Source organism: Methylobacterium soli (assembly GCF_008806385.1).
In the GTDB taxonomy this organism is placed as follows: domain Bacteria; phylum Pseudomonadota; class Alphaproteobacteria; order Rhizobiales; family Beijerinckiaceae; genus Methylobacterium; species Methylobacterium soli.
In genome coordinates, this window is record NZ_VZZK01000011.1 from 142,351 (window position 1) to 160,800 (window position 18,450).

An 18,450-nucleotide genomic window follows, 5' to 3' on the forward strand; every position below is an offset into this window, starting at 1 on the left:
GTCCTTGCCCACGATGCCGAGGGTGAGTTCCGTCACGGCCGGCAGGAGCAGCACGCCCCCGGCCGCCGCCAGGAGCTGCGCCGCGAGCACGGTCAGGAAGCCGTAGGCTGGCAGGATGAGCAGGGTGCCTCCCAGGATGGCCAGGCAGGCCAGCCCGATCAGCAGGCGCGGACGGCCGAGGCGATCAACGAGGGCTCCGGCTGGGCCGCTCATGACCAGCGCCCCGATGCCGACGAGGGTGGTGACGAACCCGACCCGTACCGGCGACCAGCCGTTCGTCTCCGCGAGCCAGGTGCCGAGAAACGGTCCAAGGCCACCCTGGATATCGCCGATGGAGACGTTGATGAGGCCGAGATGCGTGGTCGCGTTCATGGATCTGCCGATTACGGGATGCTGGCATCGCTCGGGAGGCGATGCTGGACGTCCTGGGACGGCCCTGGAGAAGGGACCGAGCCGGTAAGCGCGCAGCCTAGGGAAACGGTTCCGCTTATTCCCGCTGCCTAATGCCGCGGCGCGGCGTCAAGCGCAGTCGATCCCGCCAATCGGGCAATAAACGCGGAACCGTTTCCCCGTTCTCGCCGTATCTGCTCCACGCTTGAAGCACATCCTGATGCGGAGAAAGCATTCATGTTTCGGAAACCAGCCGTGATCCTGTTCTCTGCCCTGGCTCTGGCCGGCGGCGTCCTCGGCACCTCGACGGCTGCTATGGCGGATCCGCCCTGGGCTCGTGGCGAGCGCGGCTTCCATCATGGTGGGCCGCCCGGTTGGGCTCCTGCGCATGGCTGGCGGCGTCACCATGAATTCGGCGGCCACGGCCGCTCCTACCGCGGCGCGCGGTTCTACGAGAATCGTCGCTTCGGCGGCCACCGCGGCTACGGTTACTGAGACCCCGGGAGACCGGACTCGTAAACCCCGTCGAGACCCCTGCCCCGGTCCGCCTTGCGCGGACTGGGGCAGCCCGCATGAACAATCCCGCAAGCTGATCAGCAGGACATGGCCTTGATCCTTCTCCGCTCGATTGTTCTGGCGACGACGCTCATCGTGGCATCCAGCGCGATGGCGCAGACGGTCGAGGAAGTGCCGGAAGCCGCGGAGGTCGAAGCCGTGCAACCCGGTCCGCCCCCACCGCTGCCGGACATCTCCGACCCGAATTCCCGCTCCGGCGAAGCGCTCGCTGAGCCCGATGCGCGTTCGGGCATTCCGAAGGCGCTGCGCGGCTCGGCAAGCAAGGCCGGCGGGCCGGCGAACGACCTGAACCCGAGCGGTCAGCCGCAGGAGGCACCGCTCCCGCGATCCGACCTCGCCAGGGTCATCGCCGGCCAGGCGCTGTTCCACGGCAATTATTGTGGCGCCGGTCAGCGCGGCAGCGACCTTCCGCCGACCGATGATCTAGACGCCGCCTGCCAGCGTCACGATGCTTGCTACGACACGGCCGGCTATCGCTCCTGCGCGTGCGACCGAGCGCTCAAGCGGGAGGCGGCTGCGGTTTCCGAGCGGACGAGTGTGTCCTTGCAGGTGCGCCAGCGCGCCTTGAGCGTCGCCGAGGCCGCCGATGCCATGGCCTGCCAGGCGCCGTGAGGGATCCGGTGGCGCAATCGCGCCAGCGCGGCCGTGAACGAGGCGGCGTCCGGTTCCGCCTTCGCGCATAGCGCCGAGCTGAAGCGACACTTACAGTCATCGGGTCGGCGAAAAGCCGGATGCACGCGTCGGTCCCTGACCATGTTGACGCCCATGGACAATCCTGAGGGCGAGGAGCCGAGGTGGGGCGCTGCCGGCACGCCTTGGCCTCATCGGGTGCGCGGATCGCAGCATCGGCCGAGGCACTGTGATTGCCACCCCGCCGCATTCATGCAGGATGCGCATGATCAGGGCGGCCGGCCGCTGCATTTCGCGGGCGTCTCCGCCGGGGCGCGACGTCCGTCGCGCGAGACCACCATTGAACGCCGCGCGGGGCGCCCGCCAGGTCGGTCGCACGGGAGGTCGAGACCATGCTCAGGCATTTTGACCATCTCACCATCGTGGTTCGGGACCTCGACCGCGCGAAGGCATTTTTCGCCGTCCTGGGCTTCCAGGAAGCCATGTCCGTGGTGATCGCCGGAGCCCCCTTCTCGGGCTACATGGGCGTTCCCGACATCGAGGCGGACCACGTGACGCTCGTCCTGGGTGAGGTGACACCGAGAACCGAGATCCAGCTCCTGCATTACCGGCACCCAGATCCGCTGCCGGATCCGCACATCCGCGAGCTGAACAAGATCGGCATGAACCACATCTGCTTCGCCGTCGACGACGTCGAGGAGGAAGTCGCCAAGCTGAGGGGCCACGGCTTCGAGCCCCGCAATGCGGTCATGGATTTCCACTCGCGCAAGCTCGTGTTCATCGACGGACCGGAGGGCGTCACCGTCGAATTGGCCGAGTGGCATTAGGGGCTCAGCCCTGCCATGACGCTTCCGTTCAGTGCCGGTCTGGACTACGCCGACCGTGCGCTCAGGCGATCGACGCAGCCGACAGGCGGACTTGCGACAATCCCGGGCGCGGGTCTCCCCGGGTCGAGGCCAGCCCATGGCCGGAAGGGTCCGGGCGACGGGACAAGGGGTCGGGCCGCCGCTACCATCCTCCGCGTTGCAGGCGGCAATATCCCCCGTTGTTCCGGTAGCCGGCCGGGCAGCGACGCACACACGCGCCAGCCGCGAATTTAAGGGGCGGCGGACACGCGTTCCTGAACCGGGGCTGCCGATATTCAAAGGATTGGGCGGGGCTCTGCGCCGTCGCCGCACCGACTATGCCGATCGAACCGATGATCGCGATGATGAGGATGCGGGCGAGACGCGTTTGCATTGGACCCTCCGCTCGACAATGGGTCGGCTGTTGCGGCTGACCACTTGCGGGCGGTCCACCTCTGGACCGGAACGTCTTAGGATAATCCCCTCAGTCCGCTTTTGTCGATTGCGAAGGGTTTCGAGTTTTCCGGGTCATGCGAGACCCTCGCTCGCCGCAGGCGAGAGAAGGACGCCCCGGGCGGGAGACCCCAGGGCGTCGTCTGCTCCCGTGACCCGATGCGTCGACCGGGTCACGCGCGATGGGCCGGCTCACGCCCGGGACGGCGCTCAGTACGTGCCGAACTTGTAGTTCACGCCGGCCCGCACCACCGCGAACTCGATCGGGTTGTTGCGGGCAATGAAGCCCGGCGCCAAGAAGGTCGCACCCGTCGCCGCGTTGAACGCGAACAGGCCGTTGTTGCGGTTGTTGCGCTCCAGGTTCACGTAGAGACCTTCGACCTTCACGGTCACGGCCGAGGACCGGAAGAAGTTCAGCCAACTGTCGGAGGACAAGGCGTATTCGAGGCCGCCGCCGGCGGTCCAGCCGGTGCGGAAATCGTCCGTGGAATTGTTGGGCAGGCCGAACTCGCGACCGCCCCCGGAGCCATAGGCGAAGCCGCCGGTGCCGTAGAACAGGGTGCGATCCCAGGCATAGCCGAGGCGGCCCCGCACGGTGCCGAAGAAGTCGAGGCCCGCCAAGCCAACCGGGTTGGCGAACGCGATGTTGGCTGCCGGCGCGAAGTCGGGGGTCAGCAGGAAGCGGTTCCGGTTGCGCCCGAAATCGACGTATTGCGCATCCGCCTCGAAGCCGATGACGAAGCCCGAACCTGGGGTGAACTGATAATTGTAACCGATCTGACCACCGCCACTGAAACCATCGAGGGATTGGCGGCCGCCGAACACGACCTGCGAGGGGGCGAGCGGCCCGACGACCAGCGGGCTCCCGGCGGGCAGGTTCACGATGGTGGCGGCGTTGCTGCGCGAACTGGCGTCGAACGCGTAGCCGGCGTTGAAACCGGCGTAGAAGCCCGTCCAGGTGAAGACCGGCACCGGCGTGAAGATCGGCGGCGGTTCGCGCCTGGGCAGGTCGGCGGCAGCGGCGGCGCCCATCAGGAGCGCTGTGGCCGTGCTGGTGAGGAATAGCTGTCTGATCATGGGGTCCTCGCTTCCGTGATGGAAGATCGGCCAAGCTCGCGGGCCGGCCTCTCGCTGCCTAGTGCTGCAGAGCAACCTCAGGTCTTTCGTAGGAATCGTACGGCCTCGCAGCGTGGAGAGGACCTCCCCCCGCTGCGCGGCACAGTATTCGTTAAAATGACGCGTTTGAAAATAAAAAGGCCCCGCAGCCTGTGAGGCCGTGGGGATTGAGGCTGTCGCTTGAAGCTCCGAGGACCAATCAGGAAAACTTCAAACCCGTCAGAACTGATTCACATGAGAACGACAAACTCAAAAACGCCGACGCTCCGCTCCAGACGGCGACTCGACCGGAGTTTTCTGCGATACCAAGTAAAATGAGCCGACACCCGGCACGCTTTCAGAGATGTTCCGAGCAATGGACAAGAGCGCCACCGGCCGGAGACAGGGCCGGGGAGCAGCTCCGGCCGGTGACGCGTGCGTGAACAAGTAAGCGTGCTCACCCGTCACCTGGGTGTTGCCGAAATTGGGCGGAGACGAGGCGACGGGAGTTCCTGTCTGAAACCGCACGTGGCCGATGCCGGAACAGCGCGTCGATCTTCACCGCTGCGTGGAGAGGAAGCGATGACCGTGCAGATCCGGAGCGAGAGGCCGGCCGCCCCGGGCGCGGATTCTCCGAGCATCGGGACAACACGGCTTCGCGACCTCCCCATCAAGCTCGACGACGCGACGGCCTGCCCTCGGGCGCTGGCGGCGTTGGAGGCCGCGGCGCCCGCGATGCGTTGAACCCTCGTTCGAGGTGTTGCCCCGAGCGAGCATCCGAGCCGCCTCCGCGGGCCAGCCTTCTGGAGGCCGGCGGAGGCGCCTTATCCCATTCACTGCCGAGCTGGGTCTTCAAGATCACGCGGGTTCGGCAATTTTCATCCCAGGGCGTCTTCAAGAAAAAACGTAAACAGATACAAGTTCTTTATAGAACCAAGCATGCGGATTTTAGCATTTGTTTGTCCGGTAATCCCGCCAGGATGGTAGGTTGCTCAATGGCTTGGCCGGAGCGGACCGCGCACGGGCTGTCCGCGATGGCACTTTCCACCAAGAGACGGAGGAGTTGGCAATCTGAACGCCCTCACCCCCTAGCCCTCGGCATGAACCTGTTCGGCAGCCGGCCGCTTCGACTGCCGCGAGGCCGATGCTCATGGGCACTCGGCACCGGGCCGGTCGTTTACATGAACCCAGTTGCAGGTGAGCGAAGCCATCGGCCTTGGGATTGAATACTGATCCGCGAGGTCAGTTTCGCCCGAAGGTGAGCTTGGTTCACCAACCGCGCCGACAGGCGATGTCGCCACGCGCACAGGCGACATTGTGTTTCCGGGCGCGCGCTCTGAATTTTGAGTGTACCCTCAATACTTGCTTGTCGTACGGATCACACTCTCGCTTGTATAGGTGTTTGTTTCTTATTTTATTGACTTCGAAAGGCGGTGGTCGGTCCGCCAACACGTTGCGTCGCGCCGGCAACACGAACGTTTTTCGTGGGAATTCAGGCAAGCACGCGCCACTCGGCCCTCAAAGATCGAGTCGCCTGTGTCAGCCCGCATGGCCGCGAGCGGCGTCGCCGGCGTGCCGCCCCGTTCCGGTCCGCCGCGATCGACGCAATCGCGGCGGCGCAACCAGAAGGTCTTCGCCACCACGTCGCACCAGCGGCCGACATCATCCTCAAGCCTGCGCACGCGCAACCACCGTGGCAAGTGAGGCGGCGACATGAAGGTTCTCGCGGTCCATCCGAGCGGGCTGATGTTCACGCGGGTCTTCCTGCGCCTCGAGCCGCTGGGTCTCGAGATCGTCGCCGGGACGGCGCGCAAAGCCGGACACGAGGTCAGGCTGATCGACCTCCAGGTCGAGTGCCACGCCGACTTTCATCGCCTCGTCCGCAGCTTCCGGCCCGACGTGATCGCCTTCTCGTGCAACTACCTCGCGAATGTGCCCGAGGTGATCGACCTCGCCAAAGCCGCCAAGCACGAGGTGCCACGCGGCTTCGTCTTCATCGGCGGTCACAGCGCGTCCTTCACGGCGCTGGAGCTTCTGGAACACGGGGCCGGCGCGATCGACTGTGTGCTCAAGGGCGAGGGCGAGGCCGTGCTGCCAGCCTTCCTGGAGGCGGTCGAGCACGATCGGGCCGCGGTCTCGCGCATGCCCGGCGCCGTGACCCTCGACGGCGAGGGACCGCCGCCGGGCTTCGTTGCCTCCCTCGACGATTCCCGTCCCGCCCGTGACCTGTTGCGCCACCGGCGCAAGTACTTCATCGGCGTGCTCGACCCGTGCGCCTCCGTCGAGTTCGCCCGAGGCTGCCCGTGGGACTGCACCTTCTGCTCGGCCTGGACCTTCTACGGCCGCTCCTACCGGGCGATGAGCCCGGAGCGCGCGGTCGAGGAGGTCGCCTCGATCGCCGAGCCCGGCATCTTCCTCGTCGACGACGTCGCCTTCGTGCACGAGAAGCACGGGCTTGCCATCGGCGAAGGGTTGGCGCGGCGCGGGATTCGGAAGGAATACTATCTTGAGACCCGCGGCGACGTGCTCCTGCGCAACAAGGATGTGTTTCGGTTCTGGACCGGAATCGGCCTCAAATACATGTTCATCGGGCTCGAGGCGGTGGACGAGGAGGGCTTGAGGAAGTTCCGCAAGCGCATCGCCCTCGACAGGAACTTCGAGGCGCTGGAATTCGCCCGCTCCCTCGGCGTGATGGTCGCGATCAATCTGATTGCCGACCCGGATTGGGACCACGCCCGCTTCGAGGCCATCCGGCAATGGTGCCAGGAGATCCCCGAGATCGTGAATATCAGCGTGAACACGCCCTATCCCGGAACCGAGATCTGGCGCACCGAGACGCGGCCCCTGCAGAGCCTCGACTACCGGCTCTACGACATCCAGCACGCGGTGCTGCCGACGAAGCTGCCGCTGCACGAATTCTACGCCGAGCTCGTGAAGACGCAGAGAGCCCTCTACCGCCGGCATGTCGGTTGGCGGGCGCTCGTCGCGCATGCCGGCATCGCGACGCGTAATCTGATGCGCGGGCAGACGAACTACATGCGCATGCTGTGGAAGTTCGACAGCGTCTACGACCCCGCGCTCCAACTCGCCGACCACGCCCGCGAGGTGCGCTACGCGATGCGTCCGCCCCCGTCCCAGATCGCCGCGCCCGTCGATCCGCGCGCGCTCTACATCCACCCGCCGCAGGGCCGCAAAGGCCGCGCCTCCCTTGACGATGCGAGCGAGCGCTTCGTCGACGGTACGCGCATGGGCGCCGTGGCGCCGTGATGAAATCGAAGGCTGTCGTCAGAGGCCGACGACAGCCTTCAGGATGATGCGTCGCCGACGAATGCGGTCCTGCTTCAGGTTGTCGTCGGCGCCGGAGCTCATCGGGCTCGGGAGGCGAGGATGGCAGGCGTTTTCATGTGGCCGGATGTTCACGCTCGGGTAGGCGCACGCTCAGCACCTCGCACTCAAGCGCGAGATGGAGCGAAGGGGCGTGTCTCGGGCCTCGTCGCCCTTATCGCCCTCCTCCAATGGGCGGCCTTCAGCGCCGAGGCGCAGAGAGGGATGGCGGAAGCCCCGTTCGCGGGACTTGCAGGAACCTGGTCCGGCAGCGGGACGGTCTCCCTGTCGGGCGGCGGGCGCGAGCGCATCCGCTGCCGCTCGACCCATCAGGTTGGCGGCAACGGGAATGCCGTCCAGAGCAACCTGCGCTGTGCGAGCGACAGCTATCAGTTCCAGCTCGCCAGCCGCATCAGCTACGGGGCCGGCGCGATCACCGGAACCTGGAGCGAGACGACCCGCGGCGTCTCCGGCACGCTGTCGGGCCATGCCGATGTCGGGCAGCTCGCGGCGCGCGCGAGCGCGCCGGGCTTCGTGGCCGACCTCTCCCTCTCGACACGCGGTCGCCGGCAGGTGGTGACGATCCGGTCCGAGGGGACCGACCTCGCCGGTGCCTCGGTCACCCTCAATCGCGAGTGAAGACCCGATCCGAAAGGGTGATCCCGGCGGCCTGGGCCATCGACGAAGCCGAACGCTCTGTCAGTGACGACCTACGAGGGCCGATGACCGTTCAGGAGGGCAGGTTTGCGGGCAGGCCGGTGCCGGGAGCGTCCCCGGCGCAGATCCGCCTCGCGTTCGGCCTCGAACGCATGGGCCTCTTCGCCCTGCGCTTCCCAAGGGCCGCGATCCTCATCCTGCTGGCGGTCTGTTTCGGCGCGGCCTTCGGGGTGATGCGACTGAAGGTCGACGATTCCCTCAGTCAGCTGTTCCGCGCGGACACGCCGGAGTTCCGGCAATACGAGACCCTGTCGCGGCGCTTCCCCTCGAGCGAGTTCGACGTTCTTCTGGTGATCGAGGGGCGGAGCCTTCTTGAGCGCGCCTCCCTGGAAGGGCTGCGCGACCTGGTCACCGACCTGCAGCTCATCGAGGGGACCAGAGGGGTCATTTCCCTGTTCTCCGCCCGGGCGCCACCGGAGGATGGGCGCGTTCCCGCAGCCCTGTTCCCGGAGGAATTGCCGGAGGGTGCGGCCTACGACGACCTGATCGCGCGCATTCGGGCGAACGCGATCCTGCGCGGCAAGCTCCTCTCCGAGGACGGGCATCTGGCGCTCGTGATCCTTGCCCTCGATCCCGCCATCACCGGGACGCCGCGCTTGTCCGAGGTCGTGGGTGAGATCCGGAACGTCGCGTCGCGGGATCTCGGCGAGACCGGGCTGACTATTCAGCTGTCGGGCGTGCCGGTGATGCAGTTGGAGATCCGGGAGGCTGTCGAGCGCGACCGGCTTCTCTACAACGGGCTCGGGTTCACGGCTGGCAGTCTGATCGCGATCCTGTTCTTCCGGCGCGTCTCCTTCATGGCCGTCGCGGCGGGGCCGCCGCTCATCGCGATCCTGCTGGCGCTCGGCGCGCTCGGCTGGCTCGGCTTCCGCCTCAACATGTTCCTCAACATGATGACCCCGCTGATCATGGTGATCAGCTTCTCGGACTCGATGCAATTGACCTTCGCGGCACGCGACCGGCTCATCGCCGGCGAGACGAAGCGCGAGGCCTTTCGTAACGCCGTCCTCGTCGTCGGGCCCGCCTGCGTGCTCACCCATGTCGCGGCGGGCCTGTCCTTTGCCGCGCTGATGTTCTCGGAATCGGACCTGATCCGCACCTTCGGTCAGGCCGGGATCCTCTCGACCTTGATCGCCCTCTTCGCGGTGCTGTCGCTCGTGCCGCTGCTCGGTGTCTTGCTGGTGCGGCCCGAGCCAGGGTCGGCGAACCTGAAGCGCCGGGCCGATACCGGGATCGACGCCCTTCGGTCGGTCTGCGCCTGGATTGCGGCCCGCATGACGCGTCGTCCCGGAATCTACAGCCTCCTGAGCCTCGCCGTCGTCGCGCTCCTGGCCGTGCCCTACGCCCGACTGGAGCCGCATTACCGCCTCGCGGACCAGATTCCGGACAAGCATCAGGCCATGACGGCGAATGGCAGGTTGGACGCGCAGCTCACGGGCGCGAACCCCGTCGACATCCTCATCGAGTTTCCGGTCGGCGCCTCGCCCTACGCACCGGAGACGCTGGCGACCATCGCGGAGGTGCACGGCGCGGTGGAGGACCAGCGCGGCATCGGGAACGTCTGGTCCCTGGAGACCCTGCGCCGCTGGCTCGCGACAGCAGGCGGGCGGTCCGATGCCGCAATCCTGAGACGCTACGCCGAATTGCTGCCGCCTTATCTCGTGCAACGCTTCATCCCGGCCGAGCAGGACGCGACCGTCGTAACGGCCCGCGTGCCGGATATCGAGATCGACCACCTCCTTCCGGTGACCGAGGAGTTGGAGGAGGATCTGGCTGGCGTCCAAGCCCGCCACCCCGGCTACCGGATCTCGGTGACGGGCCTGTCCGCCGTCGCCGCCCGCAACTCGGCCAGCATGATCGGGCGGCTCAACCGGAGCCTGACGGTCGAGGTGGCCTTCATGGCACTCTTCATCGGCCTGGCGTTCCGCTCGGTGGTGGTCGGGCTCGCCAGCATCCTCCCTGGGATCTTTCCGGTGCTGGTTTCCGGCACGGTCCTGTGGCTGCGCGGCGATGGACTCCAGTTTGCCAGCATCGTCGCGCTCACGGTCGCGTATGGCCTCGGCCTCAGCGCGACCATTCACTTCCTGAACCGCCTCCGGCTGGTCAGCGGCGTCGGCGAGGATCCCGCCCTCGGGGTCGAGCGGGCGACGATCCTGGTCGGCCCGGCGCTGATCCTGACCTCGGTGGTGCTCGCCTGTGGACTGGGCGTCACGGTTCTGTCGGATCTGCCCGCACTCCGGATTTTCGGCTGGGTGAGCGCCCTGGCGATGCTGGCGGCCTTGGTTGCCGATCTGTTGATTCTGCGGCCAACGATCACGCTTCTCGGCCGCTGGCGCCTGAAGCTGTTGGCGGCCCAGGCCGCCAAGTGATCGAGGCGCCCTGCAGGAGAATGGCCGACGATGGGGTGTGACGGCGGCGGATGTCGAGCCTGCCGGAACCCCTCGTCGGGAGCGTTACGCCGATTAATTAGGCCGGTCGGCGTCCCAGAAGGAAGGCGCCTGGGCGTCGAATATCCCGGACCGCGTGATTGCCCATCCCGATGAGCCAGCGGCCCTCCCTCCTCGCCGCGTCGACGAGGCGGGCGATCGATCGCCCGCCTGGCGCCACCCTCATCCCCGCTGCCCTTCGCGTGAGAGCCGCGCGGCGAAGAACTCGGCCAGCGCCTCCACCTTGGCGGGTCGTGCCTGGGCGCTCGGCGTGACGAAGGACAGGAATCCGCCAGGCAGGTGCCAGTCGGGCAGCAGCGCTTCCAGGCGTCCGTCGGCGAGGTACTCGGCCGCGATGAAGTCCGGCAGTTCCGCCACACCCATCCCCGCGAGGAGGGCCGGCAGGAGGGCGTCGGCATTGGTCACCCGCAACGGACCGGCCGGCACCACCGTCGCCTCCTCGCCGCCCTTTCCGCTGAAGCGCCAGACGCCCCGACGCGCGCGGTAGGCGTAGCCGAAGCAATGCCCGGCCCTCAGGTCACCCGGCTCGGAGGGCCGACCATGCGTCGCGAGGTAGGCCGGAGCCGCGACGACGAGCGGCGTCACGGATCGGAGTCTGCGGGCGACCAGCGCGGATTCGGGCAGTGCCGCGATGCGCAAGGCGGCGTCGAAACCTTCGCCGACCAGATCGACGGTGGCGTCGGACAGGTGAAGGTCGACCGCCATCTCCGGGTACAGCCGGAACAGCTCAGGCAGAAGCGGCGCCACCCAGCGAAGCCCGAACGACATCGGCACGGCGAGCCGCACCGTCCCGCGCGGGCGGCTCGACAAGGCGCGTGCGGCGTCCTCGGCAGCCTCCGCTTCGCGGTATGACCGCGCGGCCCCCTCGACCACCCGCAGGCCGAATTCGGTGAGGGCGAGTTGGCGCGAGGTGCGGTTGAACAGGCGCCCGCCGAGCCGCTCCTCCAGCCGGCTCACCGCCCGCGAGACCGTGGCGACGGATACGCCGGCGGCCCGGGCCGCCCCGGCATAGGAGCGCTCCTCCGCGACCTTCGCGAAGAGCGCGAGACCCTCAAAATCCGGCAGCTTCGACATCGACAGATCTGCAATGATGGTTTGCAGACGTTTCTATATCGCAAGCGACGGCCTGGGGCCATTGTTCGCTCACCAACCCGAACGGGAGTGCTCCAACCATGACCCAGAAGCTTCAGAACAAGGTCGCCGTGGTGACCGGCGGCACCAGCGGCATCGGCCTCGCCACCGCCAAGCGGTTCGCCCAGGAGGGCGCGCGCGTCTTCATCACCGGCCGGCGCAAGCCCGAACTCGACGCGGCCGTCGCCGAGATCGGCCCGGCCGCCACCGGCGTGCAGGCGGACGCCTCCAAGCTCGCCGACCTCGATCGGCTCTACGCGGAGGTGCGGACGCAAGCCGGCCGCGTCGACGTGCTGTTCGTCAATGCCGGCGGCGGTTCGATGCTGCCGCTCGGCGAGATCACCGAGGCGCAGTACGAGGACACGTTCGGCCGCAACGTGAAGGGGGTTCTGTTCACGGTGCAGAAGGCGCTTCCGCTGCTGGCATCCGGCGCCTCCGTGATCCTGACCGGCTCGACGGCCGGCTCCGAGGGCACGCAGGCCTTCAGCGTCTACGCCGCCTCGAAGGCCGCGGTGCGATCCTTTGCCCGTAACTGGATCCTCGACCTCAAGGGCCGCGGCGTCCGGGTGAATACGCTGAGCCCCGGCGCGACTCGTACGCCGGGTCTGGTGGAACTCGCGGGTCCGGATCCGGCGCAGCAGCAGGGGCTGCTCGATGATCTCGCCTCGAAGATCCCGATGGGGCGGGTTGGAGAGGCCGACGAGATCGCGAAGGCGGCCGTGTTCCTGGCCTCGGACGACGCGAGCTTCGTCAACGGCATCGAGCTCTTCGTGGATGGCGGCCAAGCCCAAATCTGACCCCCGCTCACGACCGCCGTCCGGCGCGAAGACCACTTCGCGCCGGCGCGCTCCTCCCAAGAACCAGATTTCTGGAGAACAAGCACGACAACGATCGCTTCCGTCGCACCAGGCCTCGGCAGCCATGACGAGGGACGCCTGAACGTCACGGATTGCGCCGACACCGAGATTTTGCGCGTCGGGCTCGCCTGAGGCGGCACAACCGGGCTTCCCGTCGCTATGGCTTGAGCGAACCGGTGTCGCGCCGGCCGGCGTCAGGGCCTCCGGGCCCGCCTCAGCGGTCGGTGGCGCGCTCGGGCGCGAGGCGGTTGATCACGCTATAGGTCACCGCGGTCCAGAACTCCGACGCTTCCGGCTCGGTCAGCTCCGCCTCCGCCGCCTCGATGGCCGCATAATCGGGCGTGACGAGGTAATCCTCGACGTCGTTGAGACAGGCGAAGGACAGGACCGAGATGCCGTCGATCTTCGAGCCTTCGGGGTCCTCCTCGGTCGAGCCGAACGGGTGCAACTGGGCGTAGCGGCGCACGTACTCCGACGTCGCGGCTTTCCCCGCCACGAAATCGGCGTGCTCCTTGAGCCAGCGCTCCTGAAAGGCCTCGCGCGAGAACGCGGCCCGCCGGCGGTGGATCTTCACGAGGCTGACCGGGTCGCGGTGCCGCGCGCTCGGGATGACGATGTACTCGCGCGCCACCTCGCGGGTCACCATGCGGAACGCCGTGCGCTCGTCCGCGATGATGCGCTTCGCGTACTGCTCCTGGCCGAGCACGGCCTCGATGTCCGCCTCGGTTTCGTAGGCGATGTAGGCGAACCCGTCCCAAAGCGGGCGCCGGTAGGCCGGAACGCGGGCCGCCGGGTCGGCGACGAGTTTGCCGTTGGCATCGACCATGGCCCGGTAGGGCGGACGGAAGGCGGATGAGGGGCCGGAGGCGATCCGATGCACCTGGTCGTAGCGCAACACCTTGTCGTTCGCGGTGCCGGGCTCACGGTAGGCGAATTTCGGGCCGTGCACCTTGCGCCAATACTCGTCCCAATGCTCGAAGGCGCGGTTCGGGTCGGGCTCGAGGGCGAGCGCGCTCGGGTGCCGGTCCGGGTGGGCCACCTCCTGCCCGGCGCGGTTGACCCCGGAGCCGACATCGTGCGGGCGCTCGTCCTCCGCCGTGGCGTCGGTGCGCGAGACGAAGGTCGGCGTCACGACCAGCGGCTTGGTGGTGGAGCCGACGATGCGCCCGTGTGGCGGCCGCTGCAGGATGTCCGAGCGGGCAAGCTCCGGCGCTTCGATCTTGGCATTCATGCGGGCTCCTTTGAGAGGAAAGCGCCGTGCCGCGCCGAGGTTCAGGACGCGGCCGGGACTGCTTCGCGCTGTGGCTCGGCGGAAGCGACCACCCAGACGGCGAGACCGACTGCCACGGCATCCTCCGTGAGGCCCTTGGCGCGGCCGGAATTTGTCCGCGAATCCGGACCCCGCGCGGCCCGGCCGAGAAACGTGCCGACCACTGCGCCTGCTACACCCGCCAAGGCTCCGCTCGCCGGTGATGCGCGCTGCCCGGCCAACGCCCAGCCGCCAACCGCGCCGATCGCGAGCCGGATGGCGAAAGACGGCGGTATGCGACGGTCGGGGGCAAACGGCATCTTGTCGCCTGCCATCTCGGCCAAGGCCGCCGCCGTGGTGAGGACGCGGGCACCGGTTCCGGCCGGGATCGAGCCACCGCGGGTCCGACCCTCCGCGGCGGCCCAGGTCAAGGCGGCACAGGCCGTCATGCTGCGCATCCCAGCCACGAACCCGATCCCGAACGACGTCGCATAACTCTGCATCCGGCCTGCCCCATTTTGAAGATGTCTTCGCGGGTACAAGGCGGCGCCAACGGCCACTGTTCCGGCAGGGGTGAAATGGGGCTGTGCGACTGTGCCTGAGATGGGTCGCAGCAGTTGCTGAAGCGGCGTGGGTTGGCGAAGCGCGTCGGTTTTCGGATTACGGTCAAGTCCGCGCTCGACGCGGGCAGCATCCCGGCCGAGAAGGATATTATCGCCCATGAAGTACCGTTACGATCATATTCACCTGCGTAGCAGCGATGCTGTCGCGGCGGCACAATTCTACGTCGATATCTTCGATGCCCGTGAAATTCGCCGCGATGGCTCACCGGTCGTGAGCCGCGTGACGATCAGCCTCGGCGGCGTGACGATCTTCATCGAGCAGGCTCCGGATGGCACAACGCCCCCGTCAGTTCCGCCACATCTCGGAATCGAGCATATCGGTCTCGCGGTCGATGATATCGAGGCTGCCTATGCGCATGTCCGGCGCCATCAGGTTGAGATCACCTCTGGCATCAATGATGTGAATCCGAACCTCCGCACGATTTTCATCAAGGGACCTGATGGCGTGACCATCGAGTTGCTGCAACGATCGGCCAGCATTTAGGCTGAATACGGAACGGCGCTCGCGACGCGTCTGTCTGCAGCGCCGAGGGCGTGCCGGATCGCGGCGCCCAACCCCGTCACGCCGCGGCGCTCGCTCATCCTGTTCGGGCGCGCGTTCGTCCGATACGCCATCCCGCGTGCCAGCCGCGCAGAGGCCGCTCGGCAGCCGGAAGCCCGGGCGCCCGACAACGTGCTCAGCTCAACGCGGGCTGGCCGTTCGAGGGAATGGTGACGCGCCGTGCGAATTCCGTCTGGGCTATCCCCTCGCGGCGCGATCAGGATGGCGTTCGTCCGACCTTGCGGGCGCAGGCCGGTGCCGTTTTGAAGAGCCTGCGGGTGCCCTCGATGCGCCCGCTTGCGACAAGCACCGGCGTGGAGCGACGTTCCCGCGCGATCGATCATGCGCATTTGAGTGGGGGGCAATCCGGAACGCCCGCCCCGGAGCGCGGTTCACCCCGGCCCCACGAAGGGAAATTCGATGACCTTGCGCGCGCCTGTCCGCTACAGCCACGACGTCGAGGACGTGAAGCCCAACGAGGCGCGGACCATCGCGGGGCTGAACGCGACCTTCGACACCATTCTGGAGAGGGTCGCGAAGGACTCCGGTCACGCCGTGCGCTCCGTGCACGCCAAGGCCCACGGCATCCTCGAGGGCACGTTGACAATCCGGCCAGGCCTGCCGCCGGAACTCGCGCAGGGCCTGTTCGCCCGTCCCGGCGAGCACAAGGTCTACATGCGCCTGTCGACGAATGCGGGCGACATCCTGCCCGACGCGGTCTCCCTGCCGCGCGGTCTCGCGATCAAGGTGCTGGACGTAGCGGGCGAGAGGCTGCCGGACGCCGAGGGCACGAACCAGGATTTCGTCATGGTCAACGGCAAGATCTTCCAGGCTCCGAACGCGGAGAAATTCCTGGGCAGCCTCAAGCTGCACGCCAGGACGACCGACCGGATCGAGGGCCTGAAGGTCGCGGCCTCGACCGTCCTGCGCGGGGTCAACAAGGCGCTGCAGGCGGTCGGCATCGAGAGCCCGACCGTCGGCGCGCTCGGCGGTGCGCCGAATGTCGACCCGCTCGGCGAGACCTATTACAGCGTCACCCCGTTCCGGTACGGCGACCACATTGCCAAGTTCTCGCTCGCCCCCATCGCTCCGGGGCTCACGGCGCTGACCGGCCATGAGATCGACGCCTCCGGTCGCCCCAACGCGATCCGCGAGACGGTGCAATCCGAGATCGCCGGCATCGAGGGTGTCTGGGAGCTCCGGGTCCAGCTCTGCCGCGACCTCGAACGGCAGCCGGTGGAGGATCCGACGGTCGCGTGGGAGGAGGATGAGGCGCCGTTCGCGTGCGTTGCCACCATCACGGTTCGTCCGCAGGACAGCTGGGACGAGGAGCGGGTCGCTGCCGTGGACGAGCGCATGCGTTTCGCAGTCTGGACCGGGCTTGCCGCCCACCGGCCGCTCGGCAACATCAATCGGGCACGCAAGGACCCGTACAAGCATTCGGCTGAATTCCGGCAGAACTTCAATGGCTGCCCGATCCATGAGCCCGCGGCCGGAGGCTGATCGCGGCGGCCAGGTCCGCGCCTCGCGGCCAGCGGCGCTATGGCGCGACGAGCGGGCCGAGATCCGGATCGGTGAAGCGGTAGGAGATCTGGGCGAAGGCGCCGTAACGTCCGCTGGAGAACTTCGCCGGCTCGGTCAGATCGGGAAACCGTGCCGTGCCATTCTGCCGGCCAACCGACATTTGCCAGTAGCGGGCGCCGACGCCGACGCTGAGGACCGGGGTGAGATCGTAGGAGATCACGCCCTCCAGGAAGTAGCCGTTGCCGTTGCCATGCTCGGGTTGCGCGTTGATCTCGGGGCGCAGCCAGTGCCGGTCGTAGGCGGCAAGGGCCGCGACCGGGAGATAGGCGCCTTCGAGCGACACCTTGAAGCGGTCATAGCGCGCCTCGCCGGCAAGACCGACCCGCAATGCATGCCAGTGATTATCCTGGGTCAGTCCCAGGATGCTGTTCGGGACTTCGCGCGGGCAGATGCTCGGGTTCGTGGCGATCTGGACGCAGCCGTTGCCGTTCGCGCGCTCCGCGTAATACTGGTAGCCGAGGAAGGCGCCGAGCTTGTAGGTCTCGTCGCGCAGGACGCTGTAGCCGGCATCGACCGCCGCGAGGGCGATGTCGCCAGTCCGGATCTTGGAAATCGTGTTCGAGTAGATGTTGCCCCGGATCGGCGGGAAATCCTCGTCGTTGAGCCGGCCGCCGGATGTCACGAAACCGGAGCCCAGGAAGCCCTTGGCGAACAGGCCGGTCGGATTGTGTTCGAGGCGGGCGAAGGTTTCGCCGGAATGCGCGTCGAAGTCACGATAGGTCAGGCGCGAGATCATCGTCTGATCGATCGGCCTGTAGAGCGACTTGCGGACGCTGCCCGAGCTGTAGAGGTAGCGCGTGCCGATCTCGAAATCCCAAACCTGCGCGACCGGCGGCACGTAGGCCGCCGGATCGGCGAGCGCCCGCGCGACGTCGGTGATCGGACCGATGAACGGGAGGCCATCGTTGTTGAAGCGATAATTGAGTCCGACGCGTCCGAGCACGCCGCTCATCTCGGCACGGCTGCCGACGGCCAGACGGGGGAAGCGGCCACTGGCGTCCCGGCTGATGACGCTCGCGTCGCCGAGGTCGTAGTAGAGAATCTCGCCCTTCGCCGAGAGATGCGGGCTGATCGCGTATTCCACGCCGCCGCCCGCGACATAGCCGATCCGCAGATTGCCCTTCCGGCCGTCGAAATCGGGACGGTTCACACGCTCGAAATTCAAACCCGCATTCGCGGTGGTGTTCGTGTCGATCCGGACATCCCCGAGGGCAACGCCGCCTGTTGCGTAGAGGAAGACACGATCGAAGGCGTAGCCGACCTTGGCGCGGGCGGTGGCGAGCCAGTCCAGGCGCTGGCCAGCATGGTAGATACCCTCGGGGAAAAAGGCGCCCGGGACGCCCGATTGCCGGAAATCACCCGTCTGGATGCTGTAGGAGCGGATGGGCGTGAACTGGTAATCCGCCGCCGCACCGACGATGAAGCCCGATTCCGGCGTGACCTGATGATCGTAGCCGATCTCGCTTCCGGCGATGAAATCCCCGGCCTGGCGCGACGAGGGTGAGCGGATCGGGCAGGCCAGGCCGCCCGATTGGCCATCGGCGCCGATGCAGACGGGGCTTGTCCTGTTCTCAAAGCCGCCGGCGCCGGCAAACAGGCCGCTATAGGCGCCGGACCAGGTGAAGAGCGGGACCGCCACCGCCGGCGACGGCTCCTGGCGCGGCAAGTCGGCCGCGAGGACGCCCACGGTCAAGCCGGCGATCGGTAGTGCAACAAGCAGGGATCGCACGGTGGGCTCCACAAAGTGGATCACGGTTCTTGTGCTGAACAGTATAGGTCGAGGCTTGCGCACCGTCTGTCGCCAGATTGCAATCCACGCGACCTCAATGCGATGCGGCGTGGGACGATGGTTCTCTGAGATGGAGAATATCCTATTTCTGCAAGGAATTAGGACCGTAATCACAAATGCGGGATCGTGAGGCTGCACCGGTGCCGCAACTCACGAGCCGTCCGACCTCCCTGAGGGAAAGCGGCACCGGGCGCCGAAA

General features: G+C 67.3%; 16 protein-coding genes. 9 read left to right on the top strand and 7 right to left on the bottom strand.

All coding sequences use genetic code 11. From position 1 onward, the window contains the following. Positions 1–372, bottom strand: a 372-nt coding sequence (locus tag F6X53_RS33165) for an MFS transporter (protein WP_244965564.1), incomplete at its 3' end; no start/stop codon positions are given. Between the two features lie 255 nt (positions 373–627). Here F6X53_RS33165 and F6X53_RS13125 point away from each other — a divergent pair. The 3 genes from F6X53_RS13125 to F6X53_RS13135 all read left to right on the top strand — a co-directional run bounded on the left by F6X53_RS13125 (position 628) and on the right by F6X53_RS13135 (position 2,423). Then, positions 628–885, top strand: a complete 258-nt coding sequence (locus F6X53_RS13125) for a hypothetical protein (RefSeq protein ID WP_151000469.1) — start codon at positions 628–630, stop codon at positions 883–885. 171 nt (positions 886–1,056) lie between these two features. Beyond that, entirely contained in the window at positions 1,057–1,578 is a 522-nt protein-coding gene (locus tag F6X53_RS13130) for a phospholipase A2 family protein (protein ID WP_238298245.1), read from the top strand. A 410-nt stretch (positions 1,579–1,988) separates the two neighbouring features. After that, positions 1,989–2,423, top strand: coding sequence for a VOC family protein (locus F6X53_RS13135; RefSeq protein ID WP_151000471.1), 435 nt, complete (start codon positions 1,989–1,991; stop codon positions 2,421–2,423). A 181-nt stretch (positions 2,424–2,604) separates the two neighbouring features. Here F6X53_RS13135 and F6X53_RS33170 read toward each other — a convergent pair whose 3' ends face one another. Together F6X53_RS33170 and F6X53_RS13145 are read right to left on the bottom strand one after the other, a co-directional pair. Next, positions 2,605–2,835, bottom strand: a complete 231-nt coding sequence (locus F6X53_RS33170; protein WP_151000472.1) for a hypothetical protein — start codon at positions 2,833–2,835, stop codon at positions 2,605–2,607. 269 nt (positions 2,836–3,104) lie between these two features. Continuing rightward, positions 3,105–3,968 (bottom strand): outer membrane protein, encoded by an 864-nt coding sequence (locus tag F6X53_RS13145; protein WP_373875970.1) that lies wholly within the window; start codon positions 3,966–3,968, stop codon positions 3,105–3,107. A gap of 1,734 nt (positions 3,969–5,702) precedes the next feature. Between F6X53_RS13145 and hpnR the strand changes: the two genes are divergently transcribed. The 3 genes from hpnR to F6X53_RS13160 all read left to right on the top strand — a co-directional run bounded on the left by hpnR (position 5,703) and on the right by F6X53_RS13160 (position 10,399). Then, positions 5,703–7,256 (top strand): hopanoid C-3 methylase HpnR, encoded by a 1,554-nt coding sequence (gene hpnR / locus F6X53_RS13150; protein ID WP_151000474.1) that lies wholly within the window; start codon positions 5,703–5,705, stop codon positions 7,254–7,256. A gap of 282 nt (positions 7,257–7,538) precedes the next feature. After that, a complete protein-coding gene (locus F6X53_RS13155) occupies positions 7,539–7,952 on the top strand; it encodes a hypothetical protein (RefSeq protein WP_151000475.1) in 414 nt (137 codons plus the stop codon). A gap of 83 nt (positions 7,953–8,035) precedes the next feature. Beyond that, positions 8,036–10,399, top strand: a complete 2,364-nt coding sequence (locus F6X53_RS13160; RefSeq protein WP_151000476.1) for an efflux RND transporter permease subunit — start codon at positions 8,036–8,038, stop codon at positions 10,397–10,399. Positions 10,400–10,639: 240 nt separating this feature from the next. Here F6X53_RS13160 and F6X53_RS13165 read toward each other — a convergent pair whose 3' ends face one another. Then, positions 10,640–11,551: a LysR family transcriptional regulator gene (locus F6X53_RS13165; protein ID WP_151000477.1), complete on the bottom strand. Its 912-nt coding sequence runs from the start codon at positions 11,549–11,551 to the stop codon at positions 10,640–10,642. 98 nt (positions 11,552–11,649) lie between these two features. On the opposite strand from F6X53_RS13165, the gene F6X53_RS13170 reads away from it, so the two are divergent. Beyond that, positions 11,650–12,405: an SDR family NAD(P)-dependent oxidoreductase gene (locus tag F6X53_RS13170; RefSeq protein WP_151000478.1), complete on the top strand. Its 756-nt coding sequence runs from the start codon at positions 11,650–11,652 to the stop codon at positions 12,403–12,405. Positions 12,406–12,679: 274 nt separating this feature from the next. Here the strand turns inward: F6X53_RS13170 and F6X53_RS13175 are convergent, their stop codons facing one another. Continuing rightward, the gene (locus tag F6X53_RS13175) at positions 12,680–13,696 is read right to left on the bottom strand and encodes an EthD domain-containing protein (RefSeq protein ID WP_151000479.1); all 1,017 of its coding nucleotides are present in this window, start codon (positions 13,694–13,696) and stop codon (positions 12,680–12,682) included. Between the two features lie 41 nt (positions 13,697–13,737). Continuing rightward, positions 13,738–14,217, bottom strand: coding sequence for a hypothetical protein (locus tag F6X53_RS13180; protein ID WP_151000512.1), 480 nt, complete (start codon positions 14,215–14,217; stop codon positions 13,738–13,740). Positions 14,218–14,434: 217 nt separating this feature from the next. On the opposite strand from F6X53_RS13180, the gene F6X53_RS13185 reads away from it, so the two are divergent. Together F6X53_RS13185 and F6X53_RS13190 are read left to right on the top strand one after the other, a co-directional pair. Beyond that, a complete protein-coding gene (locus F6X53_RS13185) occupies positions 14,435–14,821 on the top strand; it encodes a VOC family protein (RefSeq protein WP_151000480.1) in 387 nt (128 codons plus the stop codon). Positions 14,822–15,298: 477 nt separating this feature from the next. Continuing rightward, complete coding sequence (locus F6X53_RS13190) at positions 15,299–16,381, top strand: catalase family protein (protein WP_151000481.1); 1,083 nt, start codon at positions 15,299–15,301, stop codon at positions 16,379–16,381. 37 nt (positions 16,382–16,418) lie between these two features. Here F6X53_RS13190 and F6X53_RS13195 read toward each other — a convergent pair whose 3' ends face one another. Next, on the bottom strand, positions 16,419–18,149 hold the full coding sequence (locus F6X53_RS13195; RefSeq protein WP_244965565.1) for an omptin family outer membrane protease: 1,731 nt from the start codon (positions 18,147–18,149) through the stop codon (positions 16,419–16,421). Positions 18,150–18,450 lie beyond the last annotated feature (301 nt).